A 13,439-nucleotide genomic window follows, 5' to 3' on the forward strand; every position below is an offset into this window, starting at 1 on the left:
ATAACGTTAAATCAGATAAATCTGAATAATTTTATTATAAGGTAGGAAAGGGCTATTAGCAATCATTACTGAATTTATGATAAATATTCAAAAAATAGAACTTAAATTTTGACAAATTATACAAATCATGGTAAAATCTCTCCAACGACATAAGAGTACTTTTAAGTATTCAAATGCTAGAAAAGGGGGAGACATCATGGAGCGCGAGGATTTTGACAAAGTACGCGATTCAGTCAGATCGCAGTGCGGAAGTAGAGTTGTGATTCAGTTAGACAGGGGACGTAATAAGGTTGACATCCAGGAGGGTGTTATCCAAGAGGCTTACCCTAGTGTATTTACCATTTTGATGGATGACACTGAAACAAGCCCAGCGCAGTTACTATCCTTTAGTTACACGGATATCATTACCAAGGAAATCCGCATGAAGCTTTGCTAACTTGCTGACTAGTTATGATTAAAAATTGAATATTGAATACTTGAGCCACCGATTCGTCGGTGGCTCTTTTTCGTTATGGTATTGAAAAGATTTGGGATAACTTGTATCATAATATTGATGAATTTTGAAATTTTGCACTAGATATGGGGTGTTTCCCATAGGTGTTTGGAGATAGTGTTGTATGAAATATAAAAAGTTTATAAAGCCAGCAGTTTGCATGGCTGTTGTTTGTTGTTTGGTTGCATCTGATTCTACGGTTTCAAATGCGGTTCGTTCCATTTCAGAGATTGAGGCAGAGCAGGATTCACTTCAGGATGAAATCGATTCATTGGATGCAGATTTATACGAATTAGTTAGTCAGATTACAGAAATTGAGACAGCTATTTCAGAGACCGAAGCAGAAATTGAAGAAACTGAGGCAGCTCTTGAGGATGCTAAGGCAGCCCGCGACAGCCAGTATGAGGCTATGAAGCTTCGTATTAAGTATATGTATGAAAAGGAAGAACCAAGCATATTCGAAATGCTGGTTTCATCTGGATCAATCAGTCAATTCCTTAACAGATTAGAATATGCCAATAGCGTATATGAATACGATAGAGAGAAGTTAAATCAATTCGAAGCAACTCAGGCCGAGATAGAAGAGCTTGCAGCTTCACTGGAAGAAGAAAAGGAAAGCTTGCAGTCAGCTAAGAAAGAATTGGCAGGCCAGGAGGCATCTCTTGAAGCTATGTTGGATGAAAAACGTGGTGAGATGGATGATTTGGATGCCGAATTAAAAGAGGCTAAGGAAATCGCTGCAAGAGAAGCTGCACTTAGAGCAGCTCGTGCCGCTGCAGCAGCTGCCGCAAATGGTAATACATCAGGTGGCGCTAACACATCAGCAAGCTCAAGCTATAATGTTAATGGCGATTTGAACCCAGGATATTCAACTGGCGTTAGTGGTTCAAGCGTTGTTTCATTTGCTAATCAGTACGTAGGCAACAGATATGTATGGGGAGGAAATTCCCTTACTGAAGGCTGCGACTGTTCAGGATTTGTACAGCAGGTTTTGGCTAATTTTGGAATAAGTTATGGTGCTAGAATGACTTCCGGCGGATTTAGGAGTGTCGGCCAGGAGGTTAGTTATAATTACATGCAACCCGGCGATATAGTTTGCTACCCAGGTCACGTAGCAATCTATGCAGGTGGAGGTACTATCGTGGAAGCACAGAGTACTGCTACCGGTATTACTAATTATCGCTCAGTCAATTGCCATTCAATTATTACAATACGAAGGGTACTATGATGATACAAAAGCTTCTAAAACCGATGGTGTTATTGATTTGCGTAGGGGTAATGCTCTACGCATTTCTTACCATGGGAACAGGTAGAGGCCCACTTGATTATAATAAGCATTTAGAAGACATAGCCTTCACCGTAGATGAAGAAGATGTTACATTTGAGGATTTGGCGTTCTATATTCTTTTTGAGGAAAGAAAGATAGAAGAGCAAGCCAAAATCTACAACAAGGACTACACCAAGGATTATTGGAATATCCACACTAATGATAAATTCATTCAGTCGGAAGCCAAATCCGTAGTGCTTGGAATGGCTATTCATGACCATCTGTTTTATCAGCTTGCTGTGGCAGAGGGAATGGATGACCTTACAGAGGCTGAGGAAAAAGAGCTGGCAGGCTCTATCTCAGATTTTTGGGAAGACATGCTAGATATGCAATGGGAAAAATTGCCATGCGATGAACAAACAATCAACAATCAGCTTCGCATAGCAGCCATCGCAGAAAAATATGGCAATCATCTTGCCCAAAAGGAAAACACAAGTACAGCAGCTTACAAATATGATGGTTATTATTACAGCCTAATCAAAGACGAGCATGATGTTAAGATTAACAAAAAGCTATGGAATAAGCTGGTGCTTGGAGACATCACCCTCGCACACTCTAAGATTAATTATATCAATGGATTGACTGATGAGGACAAGAAAAAGAGCAAAAAATAGAAAGGCAATACAAATGGTTAAGTTAAACAGAAACGACCCTTGCTGGTGCGGCAGTGGTCGTAAATACAAGCAGTGTCATGAGGCATTCGATAGAAAAATCGAAAGCTTTGCAGTAAAGGGACATAAGGTTCCTACACACAACATGATTAAGACACCTGAGCAGGTGGAAAAGATTAAGAAGTCAGCAGTTATCAATATGGCATGTCTTGATGCAGTTGCAGAAGCTATCTGCGAGGGAATGCCAACATCAGAAATCGACAGAATAGTTCATGATACTACAATCAAAATGGGAGGAATTCCAGCGCCACTTAATTATGAGGGCTTCCCATATAGCGTTTGTACATCAGTAAATGATCAGGTGTGCCACGGTTACCCATCTGATGATGTAATTCTTAAGAGCGGCGATATCGTAAACGTAGATTGCTCTACTATATTAGATGGCTACTATTCAGATTCATCACGTATGTTTATGATTGGTGATGTTGATCCTGAAACAAAGAAGCTAGTTCAGGTTACAAAGGAATGCTGTGACCTTGGTCTTGAGCAGGTTAAGCCTTGGGGCTTCCTTGGAGATGTAGGTGCTGCTATCTGCAAGCATGCTCATGAAAACGGATATCAGGTTGTACGTGAAATCGGTGGACATGGCGTAGGCCTAGAGTTCCACGAGGAGCCATGGGTTGGCTACAACACACTTCCTGGAACAGAGCTTTTACTTGTACCTGGATTTATGTTTACAATCGAGCCTATGGTTAACATGGGTACTCAGAAGATTAAGACAGATCCTAACAACGGCTGGGAGGTTTCAACACTTGATGGTAAGCCTTCTGCTCAGTGGGAATATCAGGTACTTGTTACAGAGACAGGCTACGAAGTAATTTCTTATTAAGGTGAATTGAATAATGATTAGATTAGACAAGCTTTTGGTAGAATTAAATATCGGAACAAGGTCTGAAGTTAAGGCTCTTCTTAAGAAGGGCCTTATTTTTGTAGACGGAGAAAAGGCAACAAAGCCTGAGGCAAAGGTAGATGAAAATTCAGTGGTGATTTCATATCAGGGTAAGGAATACACATATAAGAAATTTTCTTATTATGTTATGAACAAGCCAAAGGGAATTATCACCGCAACTGAGGATGCCCACGATAAAACAGTAATGGATGTGTTTTACAGCAAATGCCCAGATGCCCCAAGAGGATTATCCCCGGTAGGGCGATTAGATAAGGATACTACAGGACTATTGCTTATTACAAACGATGGGCAGCTGGCCCACGACATGCTTTCTCCAAAGAAGCATGTGGATAAAACATATTTCGTAACACTTGATGGTGAATTATCGGAAGAGGATGTGGCAGCACTAGAGGCAGGAGTGCATATTGGAGAGGGAGATTTGACTGCACCAGCTAAAGTTGAGTATGAAGGTGGAAATACCTGCTACATCACTATCCACGAAGGAAAATTTCATCAGGTTAAAAGAATGTTTTTTGCTGTAGGCCGAGAGGTTGTTGAGTTAAAAAGAACAGCATTTGGCCCTCTTAAGCTAGATGAAGAACAATTAAAAATGGGAGAAATTTGTGAAATCGAGCACTTTAACTAATTAAAGTATTGACTCTTGAATTAATAAGTTTTATTATAATTTTCAAATAAGGGGTTTAAGTCTTTAAAGTGTTAAAGAGTGAAAGCAGAACTTGCTTCGTGGGGATAGAGCAGTTCAATAAAAAGTTAGGAGGGATAGAAGATGAAGAAAAAGTTTCTAAGCGTTAGTCTTTGCGCTGCTCTTGCTGCATCATTATTTGTAGGATGTGGATCCGGTGGCGGTGCAGCAACATCAACAGAGACAGTTGAGACATCAGGAGAGCTTACATGGAGAATCGGAGGTATTGGGCCTATAACAGGGGGTGCGGCTCAGTATGGTCAAGGAGTTATGAATGCAATCCAAATTGCAGTAGACGAGATTAACGAGGCTGGCGGTATCAATGGATACAAGATTTCTTACAATTTCCAGGATGACGAAGCAGATTCACAGAAGTCTGTTAACGCATACAACACATTAAAGGATTGGGGTATGCAGATTCTTGAAGGTACAGTTACATCTGGCGCATGTGCAGCAGTTTCAGCTGAGACCTACAACGACAGAATTTTCCAGCTTACACCATCTGCATCATCAACAAGTGTTACTGAAGGACATGACAATACATTCCAGATTTGTTTCTCAGATCCTAACCAGGGTACAGTTTCAGCGGACTACATTGCAGATAATGGTCTGGGAACAAAGATTGGTATCATCTACGACAGCTCAGATCCTTATTCATCAGGTGTTTATCAGAACTTTGCTAAGGAAGCAGCAAACGTAGGACTTGAAATCGTAGCAACTGAAGCATTTACTAGCGACAACAAGACAGATTTCTCTACACAGCTTCAGAAATGTAAGGCTGCAGGAGCGGATTTATTATTCCTCCCATTCTACTATCAGGAAGGCTCAGTCGTTCTTAAGCAGGCACACGATATGGCTTATGAGCCAATCATGTTTGGTGTAGACGGTTTCGACGGACTTCTTGGTGTTAAGGACTTCGACGTAAGCCTTGCAGAGGGTGTATATCTTCTTACACCATTCGCAGCAGATGCTACTGATGATGCTACAAAGAATTTCGTTAGTAAATATGAGGAGCAGTTCGGCGGCACACCTAACCAGTTTGCAGCAGATGCATACGATGGAGTTTACATCTTAAAGGAAGCACTTGAGGCAACAGGACTTACACCAGAAGCTTCAAACGAAGAAATCTGCGAAGCACTTATCGAAGCTATCCAGAATGTAAACTACGATGGACTTACAGGTGAAGCTATGACATGGAACGAAAAGGGTGAAGTTTCTAAGAGCCCTAAGGCTGTAATCATCGAAAATGGCGGATATGTATCTGTAGAATAATCACAATGAAGTGAGGTGCAAGGCGGTCATGGACCGCCTTGCACTTTAAATTATTTGAAAGCGAGAAGATATATGGGATTTTTAACCTATTTGATAAATGGACTTAGCCTGGGAAGCGTTTATGCGCTGATTGCTCTTGGCTACACAATGGTATACGGCATTGCAAAGATGCTAAATTTCGCCCATGGTGATGTAATCATGCTGGGAGCTTATTTAGTGTTTATGTGTATGTCATCTGCAGGCATGCCTGCTGTCGTTTCTATTGTTATTGCAATCGCCTGCTGTACTGCAATTGGAATAATTATAGAAAAAATAGCATACAAACCACTGAGACGAGCCACTAATCTGGCGGTTTTGATTACGGCTATCGGTGTCAGTTACTTCCTGCAAAACATGGCCCTTATGATTTTTGGTTCTAACCCAGTGTCTTTTACATCAGTAGTTTCATGGCCAGGCTTATCACTTGCAGGGGGCCAGCTGAAAATCACAGGTAATGCCATTGTGACTATCATCACTTGTCTAATTGTTATGTTTGGACTTATGTGGTTCGTTAAAAACACAAAGCCAGGTCAGGCTATGCGTGCAGTATCCGAGGATAAGGATGCGGCCACATTAATGGGAATCAATGTAAATGCAACAATATCACTTACCTTTGCAATAGGTTCAGGCTTGGCTGCAATAGCAGGTGCACTTCTTTGTAGCTCTTATCCTAGTCTTAACCCATACACAGGCTCAATGCCTGGTATCAAGGCATTTACCGCAGCGGTATTTGGTGGAATTGGTTCAATCCCAGGAGCTCTTATTGGTGGATTGTTGCTTGGTATAATCGAGATTTTGGCCAAGGCTTATATATCAAGTCAGCTGGCAGATGCTATCGTATTTGCGGTACTGATTATCGTGCTTTTAGTTAAGCCAACAGGTATTCTTGGCAAGCAGATTAAAGAGAAAGTGTAGGTGATATTCATGAAAAAACTAAATGGTTCAACCAAAAAATTAATATCATCTATAGCTGTTATTGTGGTTTTGTACATAGTTATGAGTACCATGCAGGCTACAGGAAATCTTAGCTCACTTATGAGTGGATTGTTGGTTCCTGTTTGCGCGTATGCACTTGTTGCTATCGGACTTAATTTGTGCGTAGGCTATCTTGGTGAATTGTCATTAGGGCATGCAGGCTTCATGTGCGTTGGAGCTTTTACATCAGCCTTCTTTTCAAAGACATTCCAAAATGAGATTCCTGATGTACCAAGATTTATCCTAGCTCTTATTATTGGAACATTTTTTGCAGCATTGTTTGGCTTTCTTATTGCCATCCCAGTTCTTAGACTTAGCGGAGATTACCTGGCAATCGTTACACTTGCCTTTGGTGAAATCATCAAAAACGTAATCAATGTTTTATATGTTGGCAGGGATGCAAATGGATTCCATTTTTCACTTAAGGACATGATGTCCCTTAACATGGATTTTGATGGAGTTGTTCTTGTTAACGGCGCTCAGGGAATCACGGGAACACCACGACAGTCTACATTTACAATATCTGTTCTGTTGCTGATCCTTGCCCTTATTGTTACACATAACTTTGTAAATTCCAGAACAGGTAGAGCAGTAAAGGCAATCCGCGACAATCAGATTGCAGCAGAAACTGTAGGTCTTCCAATCACAAAATATAAGCTTACCGCATTTACGATATCAGCCGCTATAGCAGGAGTTGGTGGAGTGCTTTATGCTCACAACATCAATTCCCTTACAGCAACAACAAACAATTTTGGTTACAACATGTCTATCATGATTCTTGTATATGTTGTGCTTGGTGGAATCGGTAATTTCTCAGGCTCAGTAGTGGCAACAGTTGTGCTTACTATGCTCCCAGAAATGTTAAGAGGACTTTCAACCTACAGAATGCTTATTTATTCAATCGTGTTGATTGGCCTGATGTTGTTCAACTGGGCACCTGGAATTCTCAAATTCAGAGAAGAGCACGGGCTTACAACAAAGCAGCTTTTGGATAAATTCAAAAAGAAAAAGGAGGTGCAGTAATGGCTTTACTAGAAGTTAAAAACTTAGGCATTTCCTTTGGTGGACTTAGAGCAGTAGATGAATTCAATCTATCTATTGAAAAGGGAGAGCTGTATGGACTTATCGGACCAAACGGTGCAGGTAAAACTACAGTTTTCAACATGCTTACAGGCATCTACAAGCCAACAGATGGAATGATTTATCTGGATGGAAAAAACATCACTGGCAAAAAGACTGCTGATATCAACAAGGCTGGAGTGGCTAGAACCTTTCAGAATATCCGTTTGTTTGGAGACCAGTCAGTACTTGATAATGTAAAAATAGGATTACACAATTCTTATGAATATGGAACCTTCACAGGAGTGTTCCGATTACCAAAGTATTTTGCAACAGAAAAGAAGATGGATGAAAAAGCACTTGAGATTCTGTCAGTTTTTGGACTTGATAAGGAAGCAAAGGTGTTAGCATCCAACCTTCCTTACGGCAAGCAAAGACAGCTGGAGATTGCAAGAGCATTGGCTACAAATCCAAAGCTATTGCTTTTAGATGAGCCTGCCGCAGGAATGAATCCTAACGAGACTCAGGATTTGATGGATACTATCGCCCTAATCCGCAAGGAATTCGGCGTTACCATCCTTCTTATTGAACACGATATGAAGCTTGTATCAGGAATCTGCGAAAAGCTTACAGTTCTAAACTTTGGCCGAGTTCTCGCTTCCGGCGAGACCTCCGCCGTCCTAAACGACCCAGAAGTAATCAAAGCGTATTTAGGAGAATAAAAATGTTAAAAGTAGAAAACTTAGTAGTAAATTACGGAGTAATCCAAGCACTCAAAGGAATCTCCTTCGAAGTAAACAAGGGTGAAGTTATTGCACTCATCGGCGCCAACGGCGCAGGCAAAACCACAACCCTTCAGACAATATCTGGAATGCTTCAGCCAACCAGCGGAAAAGTCCTTCTGGAGGGCACCGATATTACAAAGGTTCCAGGCCATAAAATCGTTTCAATGGGTCTTGCTCATGTACCAGAGGGCAGGCGAGTTTTTGGCGGCTTGACAGTGCTTGAAAACTTAAAAATGGGAGCTTATACTAGAAGTAGTAAAGCGGAAATCGCAGATAGTTTAGATAGAATCTACGAAAGCTTCCCAAGACTGAAGGAACGTCAGAATCAGCTTGCGGGAACATTATCAGGTGGAGAGCAGCAGATGCTTGCCATGGGCCGCGCTCTTATGAGTAAGCCTAGCATCGTCCTGATGGATGAACCATCTATGGGCTTGTCACCAATCTACGTAGATGAAATTTTCAAAATAATCGAAGAGATTTCCGACGCAGGAACGACAGTCCTTTTGGTAGAGCAGAACGCCAAGAAAGCCTTGGCCATCGCTAACCGCGCCTACGTCCTAGAAACAGGCAACATCGTATTATCTGGCGACGCCGACACGTTAATGAACGATGATTCTATCAAAAAGGCGTACTTAGGTGAATAGATGAGCATTTCTAGGTGACAATTATTAAAACTCTGTAGGAGACATTAGTCGACGTAAGAGTTATTAATGATTGTCAGCGTAAGAAATGCGGACTTCAGGGGGTAATTATGGAAGAAAAGAAGTTAGTTATTAGTATTGCTAGAAGTTATGGTTCAGGTGGTCTTACACTTGCTAAGAAGCTTGGAAAAGAGCTGGATTTGCCAGTGTATGATAGAGAGATTCTTAGAATGGCATCGGACCAAAGCGGAATTAACGAGGAGATGTTTGGTCAGGTTGACGAGCATGTCCGAAAGATATTTATGTCAGCGAAGGCTCATTATAAGGGACTTCCACTAAGCCCAGAGTATGCTGCATTCACATCAGATGATAACCTTTTCGAGCTTCAGGCCGATGTGATTAAACGAATCGCAGACACTCAAAGCTGCATCATCGTAGGTCGCTGCGCAGATTACATATTAAAGGATAAGCCTAATGTGCTTTCCCTTTTCTTCTATGCTTCTGAAGAGGATTGCCTGGAGCGTCTTCGCAAGCAGGTAAGCGGCACAGATGAAGAGCTTATCAAACGCATGCACGCCATCGACAAGCATCGCGCCGAATACTACAAATACTACACCGGCCGCGATTGGAACGATGCCCGCAACTACGATTTCTGCCTAGACACAGGTGTTATGGAATATGATAAACTAATCGAAGTTGTGAAATCCTACATCGAAATTAAAAATAGGGAAATATAAAGTATGAAAAAGCCACCTGGTTACGGTTACAAGCATTATGAATTCTCCGCTCAGCTAAACATGCTTCGCTTGAGAATTATAATAGCTTGTTACCTACCAGGTGGCTTTTTTTAGTTCTTTTACATATCCTCTAATCTACCATGTTTTTCATAGCATGTTACGCGGCTGATTCCATTTTTGTCATCCACGAACACTACATTAGGCTTGTGGTCTGCAGCTTCCTTGGAATCGATGCTGCAATAGCACATGATGATAACGTGGTCGTTGACCTGGACGCAGCGGGCTGCGGCACCGTTAAGGCAAATCATTCCGCTACCACGCTCACCCGCGATAGTGTAAGTCTCGAAGCGGTTTCCATTTTCAACATCAACAATCTGTACCTGCTCGTACTCTAAAATACCAGCAGCATCTAATAAATCCTCATCAATTGTGATGCTTCCAACATAGTCTAAAGCAGCCTGAGTAACGGTTGCTCTGTGAATCTTTCCTTTAAGCATTGTTAAATTCATAATATCCTCATTTCTAATACACTGGCTTATTCAACAATAAAATTATCAATCAATCTAACCTTCTCATCCATGTAAACAGCTACGGCTGTAAGGATAGGTCCATCGATTGTATCCACCTTCTGAAGCTCGTTCCAGTCAACGATTTCCACATAATCAACACGGCAGATTGGCTCTGATTCGATGATAGATCTAACAGTATCCTTTACCTTGTTAGCATCCTTCTCACCAGAGCGAACCATTTCCTCACCCTTGGTAAGAGCCTGATGAATAATAAGAGCTTTCTTGCGCTCATCATCGTTTAAGTATGTGTTACGTGAGCTCTTTGCAAGGCCGTCTTCCTCGCGGATGATAGGGCAACCAACGATTTCAATGTTGAAATTAAGGTCGCGAACCATACGCTTTACGATGGCAAGCTGTTGAGCATCCTTCTCACCAAAGTAAGCCTTATCAGCCTCTGTGATGTTGAAAAGCTTGCTAACAACAGTGCAAACACCGTTGAAGTGGATAGGACGGCTCTTGCCGCAAAGCTCTGTGGATAAAGTATCCACACCAACGTAAGAATGGAAACCATCAAGATACATTTCATCTGGTTCAGGATGAAAAATCAAATCTGCGCCAAGACCTTCGCAAAGCTTGCAATCTGCCTCAAAATCTCTAGGGTAAGTGGCAAGGTCTTCCTTAGGTCCAAACTGAATTGGATTTACAAAATCTGAAACGATAACTTTGTCGCACTCCCTGCGAGCACGCTCAATAAGGCTTGCGTGCCCTTCATGTAAATATCCCATGGTTGGAACAAGACCGATTGTAAGACCAGCCTTTTTCCATTCCCTAACGTTGGCTTTTACTTCATCAATTTTTGTTGCTCTTATCATAATATCTCCTTATGCTAAAACCTTGTTTGAATCAATGTTTACTGTAAATTCTTTTGTATTAATCTGCTTTTCAACTTCGGCAATTACCTCTGAATCGATTGCAAAATTGTGCTCTGCAGCAGGGAAAGCCTGTGACTTAACCTCAGCATCATAAGCCTTAAATGCGTTTTTCATTTCCTCGCCGATATTTGCGAAATGCTTTACGAACTTTGGCTTGAAGCCAGAGAACATGCCAAGCATATCCTGATATACAAGAACCTGGCCATCGCAGCCACTTCCAGCACCGATGCCGATTGTAGGAATTGAAAGCTCCTTAGTAATAAGAGTTGCAAGCTCCTCTGGAACACACTCAAGTGTAACCATGAATGCGCCGGCAGCCTCAACAGCCTTTGCATCTTCTACAATTTGAAGAGCGCGCTGGGTGTTTTTGCCCTGAACCTTGAACCCACCAAATGCATTGATAGACTGAGGTGTAAGACCGATGTGTGCAACAACAGGAATATCAGCCTTTGTGATAGCCTTAATCTGCTCAACAACTGTTGCACCACCCTCAAGCTTAACAGCCTGTGCGTGACCTTCTTTAATAAGTCTGCCTGCATTTCTTACAGCATCCTCTGCGCTAGTCTGGTAAGACATGAAAGGCATATCTGCCACAAGGAATGTATCCTTAAGTCCGCGAGATACAGATGCGCAGTGGTGAATGATGTCATCAACTGTTACAGGAAGTGTGTCGCTGTAGCCCATCATTGTCATGCCAAGTGAATCGCCGATGAGGATAGCGTTGATGCCAGCCTCCTCCATAAGACATGCTGTTGTGTAATCGTAGCATGTAAGCATGCTGATTTTTTCGCCCTTAGCCTTCATAGCCTGAAGGGTAGTTACTGTGTTTTTCATAAATTATTCGTCCTCCAATTACGAGTTTAATAATTGCTCCAAAGCTTCATAGTTTGTGGAAGGATGTTTATCCTTTGCAATTTCACAGGTCTTTTTTGAAAGAACCCTGTAGATTTCCCTATCAATTCCTTCAAAGGTGTCTAGATGCTTTTTAACAGTTCCAACATCATTTCGTTCAATTGGACCTGTCAAAGCCGCCTTAGTTCCTACAGAAAGAACCTTGTTCACGTTGCCTAATAAAAGTGGTGCGATGGCATCAGCCAACTGCTCCTCTGAAAATCCGCATATACGAAGTTCATCCTCCGCAGCCTGAATAAGGGCTACAACTAGGTTTGAACAAAGTACAGCTGAACCGTGATATCTGGTTTTTACATCTGCGCTTATACGTGCAGATTGCAAATCGCTTGCATGTAACAATTCTTCGATATCACTTATGTGATTTGCATCTCCTTCGATTGTAAATAAAGCCTTTGGAAGCTCCTGGTATGAAGTGTATCTATCTGATACCGCCAGTAATGGATGGACCGAGAAACCGTAAGCGCCAGTTTCTTTTATATCCCTAAAGATTTCTGAAGATAAAGAACCGCTGCAATGACATATCATTTTTCCAGCAATTGACATGTGTTTAAGCTGCTCCCAGACAGCAGTAATAGCGTCGTCAGGAACGGTGATAAACACTGTATCACTATCTTGAATTAAGTCTTCTAAATTTTGAAAATATGTTGAGTTGGTAAATTCAGCTGCAGATTCCGCAGATGATGAAGTTAGGCTATAAAAGCCAGTGAGATTATGCTGGGTCTCGGCAAAAAGCTTCCCTAAGGAACAGCCCACCTTTCCAGCGCCTATAAATCCAACCTTCATTGGCAACACCTCCTTTATGGGGGTGATACAGTCTCGTTCAAAATGATACGAGCATGCCGTGCGGGTTCTACTATTTTAAAACTTAGAAATTAAAGGGTATAGTTTCTTTCGAATACCATCCGCTGCTCAATATACCATTTGTGTGGAGTAATGTAAATATATATGGTGTTCAAAAATTTTTGTATACAGAATTATACAATTATGAAACTGCTATAGAGAGTTTCCTTAGTAGAAATGGGGACTTTACCACTAGCAGAGGCTGTTACTGGCTTTTTCAGTGGTAAAGAGTAATTTATTTCTATTAGCACTACTACCTACATAGGAAAAATAGGCATAGATAGTAGTGTTTTTTGACATGGCTACTACCTGTGTAAGATAATTAATTACAGATAGTAGTCAATTTTAATGAGATTACTATCTGTGAAGAAAAAGAGAATATAGATAGTAAAGAATCTGCAATCTATTACTATCTGCGAAGAAAAATAGCTCACGGATAGTAAAGCTATGGATGTTGACTACTATCTGAAGGCAAAAACACATCGTAGGTAGTAAACAAAATGAGAATGACTACTGCCTAGATAGAAAAAAGTATCGCAGATAGTAGTAACGAGTAACTAGCGGCTGACATGAATGAAATATGGTGGGTATCTCAAGTTAAGCACTCTGGATTACTAATATTTCTCTTGTGTTAGCCCCCATATACCTTATAATT

The 13,439-nt window shown here is 41.3% G+C and carries 15 protein-coding genes; 11 read left to right on the forward strand and 4 right to left on the reverse strand.

Annotated elements, in window-relative coordinates:
• The first annotated feature begins 196 nt into the window (after positions 1–196).
• The 11 genes from G611_RS0100115 to G611_RS0100165 all read left to right on the forward strand — a co-directional run bounded on the left by G611_RS0100115 (position 197) and on the right by G611_RS0100165 (position 9,591).
• The gene (locus G611_RS0100115) at positions 197–436 is read left to right on the forward strand and encodes a Veg family protein (RefSeq protein WP_028241868.1); all 240 of its coding nucleotides are present in this window, start codon (positions 197–199) and stop codon (positions 434–436) included.
• A gap of 181 nt (positions 437–617) precedes the next feature.
• Entirely contained in the window at positions 618–1,721 is a 1,104-nt protein-coding gene (locus tag G611_RS13375; RefSeq protein ID WP_051194971.1) for a C40 family peptidase, read from the forward strand.
• Positions 1,718–2,434: a hypothetical protein gene (locus tag G611_RS0100125; protein ID WP_028241869.1), complete on the forward strand. Its 717-nt coding sequence runs from the start codon at positions 1,718–1,720 to the stop codon at positions 2,432–2,434. The genes G611_RS13375 and G611_RS0100125 overlap by 4 nt, the downstream gene beginning before the upstream one ends.
• Positions 2,435–2,447: 13 nt before the next feature.
• A complete protein-coding gene (locus tag G611_RS0100130) occupies positions 2,448–3,320 on the forward strand; it encodes a methionyl aminopeptidase (RefSeq protein ID WP_028241870.1) in 873 nt (290 codons plus the stop codon).
• A gap of 13 nt (positions 3,321–3,333) precedes the next feature.
• Positions 3,334–4,026, forward strand: coding sequence for a pseudouridine synthase (locus G611_RS0100135; RefSeq protein WP_028241871.1), 693 nt, complete (start codon positions 3,334–3,336; stop codon positions 4,024–4,026).
• A 141-nt stretch (positions 4,027–4,167) separates the two neighbouring features.
• Entirely contained in the window at positions 4,168–5,355 is a 1,188-nt protein-coding gene (locus G611_RS0100140) for an ABC transporter substrate-binding protein (protein WP_028241872.1), read from the forward strand.
• A 72-nt stretch (positions 5,356–5,427) separates the two neighbouring features.
• Positions 5,428–6,309 carry a branched-chain amino acid ABC transporter permease gene (locus G611_RS0100145; RefSeq protein WP_028241873.1) on the forward strand — a complete coding sequence of 294 codons (882 nt, stop codon included), beginning with the start codon at positions 5,428–5,430 and terminating at the stop codon, positions 6,307–6,309.
• 9 nt (positions 6,310–6,318) lie between these two features.
• Positions 6,319–7,392, forward strand: a complete 1,074-nt coding sequence (locus G611_RS0100150; protein WP_028241874.1) for a branched-chain amino acid ABC transporter permease — start codon at positions 6,319–6,321, stop codon at positions 7,390–7,392.
• Entirely contained in the window at positions 7,392–8,150 is a 759-nt protein-coding gene (locus G611_RS0100155; RefSeq protein WP_028241875.1) for an ABC transporter ATP-binding protein, read from the forward strand. Before G611_RS0100150 ends, G611_RS0100155 begins: the two co-directional genes overlap by 1 nt.
• Complete coding sequence (locus G611_RS0100160) at positions 8,147–8,857, forward strand: ABC transporter ATP-binding protein (RefSeq protein ID WP_028241876.1); 711 nt, start codon at positions 8,147–8,149, stop codon at positions 8,855–8,857. The genes G611_RS0100155 and G611_RS0100160 overlap by 4 nt, the downstream gene beginning before the upstream one ends.
• A 107-nt stretch (positions 8,858–8,964) precedes the next feature.
• A complete protein-coding gene (locus tag G611_RS0100165; protein WP_036947623.1) occupies positions 8,965–9,591 on the forward strand; it encodes an AAA family ATPase in 627 nt (208 codons plus the stop codon).
• A 119-nt stretch (positions 9,592–9,710) separates the two neighbouring features.
• On the opposite strand, the gene panD is transcribed toward G611_RS0100165, so the two are convergent.
• The 4 genes from panD to G611_RS0100185 are packed head-to-tail and all read right to left on the reverse strand — an operon-like array spanning position 9,711 to position 12,727.
• Positions 9,711–10,100: an aspartate 1-decarboxylase gene (gene panD / locus G611_RS0100170; protein ID WP_028241878.1), complete on the reverse strand. Its 390-nt coding sequence runs from the start codon at positions 10,098–10,100 to the stop codon at positions 9,711–9,713.
• A 26-nt stretch (positions 10,101–10,126) separates the two neighbouring features.
• Positions 10,127–10,972, reverse strand: a complete 846-nt coding sequence (panC, locus tag G611_RS0100175) for a pantoate--beta-alanine ligase (protein WP_028241879.1) — start codon at positions 10,970–10,972, stop codon at positions 10,127–10,129.
• 9 nt (positions 10,973–10,981) lie between these two features.
• Positions 10,982–11,866 carry a 3-methyl-2-oxobutanoate hydroxymethyltransferase gene (panB, locus tag G611_RS13380; RefSeq protein WP_051194972.1) on the reverse strand — a complete coding sequence of 295 codons (885 nt, stop codon included), beginning with the start codon at positions 11,864–11,866 and terminating at the stop codon, positions 10,982–10,984.
• Between the two features lie 18 nt (positions 11,867–11,884).
• Positions 11,885–12,727: a Rossmann-like and DUF2520 domain-containing protein gene (locus G611_RS0100185; RefSeq protein ID WP_028241880.1), complete on the reverse strand. Its 843-nt coding sequence runs from the start codon at positions 12,725–12,727 to the stop codon at positions 11,885–11,887.
• Positions 12,728–13,439: the final 712 nt, after the last annotated feature.

Origin of the sequence: Pseudobutyrivibrio ruminis AD2017 (assembly GCF_000424305.1) — a bacterium.
In the GTDB taxonomy this organism is placed as follows: Bacteria; Bacillota; Clostridia; order Lachnospirales; family Lachnospiraceae; genus Pseudobutyrivibrio; species Pseudobutyrivibrio ruminis_B.

Bases quoted from the DNA above. Each gene is read 5' to 3' on its own strand.
- G611_RS0100115 (WP_028241868.1), top strand. From the start codon at position 197: ATGGAGCGCGAGGATTTTGACAAAGTACGCGATTCAGTCAGATCGCAG.
- G611_RS13375 (WP_051194971.1), top strand. From the start codon at position 618: ATGAAATATAAAAAGTTTATAAAGCCAGCAGTTTGCATGGCTGTTGTT.
- G611_RS0100125 (WP_028241869.1), top strand. From the start codon at position 1,718: ATGATGATACAAAAGCTTCTAAAACCGATGGTGTTATTGATTTGCGTA.
- G611_RS0100130 (WP_028241870.1), top strand. From the start codon at position 2,448: ATGGTTAAGTTAAACAGAAACGACCCTTGCTGGTGCGGCAGTGGTCGT.
- G611_RS0100135 (WP_028241871.1), top strand. From the start codon at position 3,334: ATGATTAGATTAGACAAGCTTTTGGTAGAATTAAATATCGGAACAAGG.
- G611_RS0100140 (WP_028241872.1), top strand. From the start codon at position 4,168: ATGAAGAAAAAGTTTCTAAGCGTTAGTCTTTGCGCTGCTCTTGCTGCA.
- G611_RS0100145 (WP_028241873.1), top strand. From the start codon at position 5,428: ATGGGATTTTTAACCTATTTGATAAATGGACTTAGCCTGGGAAGCGTT.
- G611_RS0100150 (WP_028241874.1), top strand. From the start codon at position 6,319: ATGAAAAAACTAAATGGTTCAACCAAAAAATTAATATCATCTATAGCT.
- G611_RS0100155 (WP_028241875.1), top strand. From the start codon at position 7,392: ATGGCTTTACTAGAAGTTAAAAACTTAGGCATTTCCTTTGGTGGACTT.
- G611_RS0100165 (WP_036947623.1), top strand. From the start codon at position 8,965: ATGGAAGAAAAGAAGTTAGTTATTAGTATTGCTAGAAGTTATGGTTCA.
- panD (WP_028241878.1), bottom strand. From the start codon at position 10,100: ATGAATTTAACAATGCTTAAAGGAAAGATTCACAGAGCAACCGTTACT.
- panC (WP_028241879.1), bottom strand. From the start codon at position 10,972: ATGATAAGAGCAACAAAAATTGATGAAGTAAAAGCCAACGTTAGGGAA.
- panB (WP_051194972.1), bottom strand. From the start codon at position 11,866: ATGAAAAACACAGTAACTACCCTTCAGGCTATGAAGGCTAAGGGCGAA.
- G611_RS0100185 (WP_028241880.1), bottom strand. From the start codon at position 12,727: ATGAAGGTTGGATTTATAGGCGCTGGAAAGGTGGGCTGTTCCTTAGGG.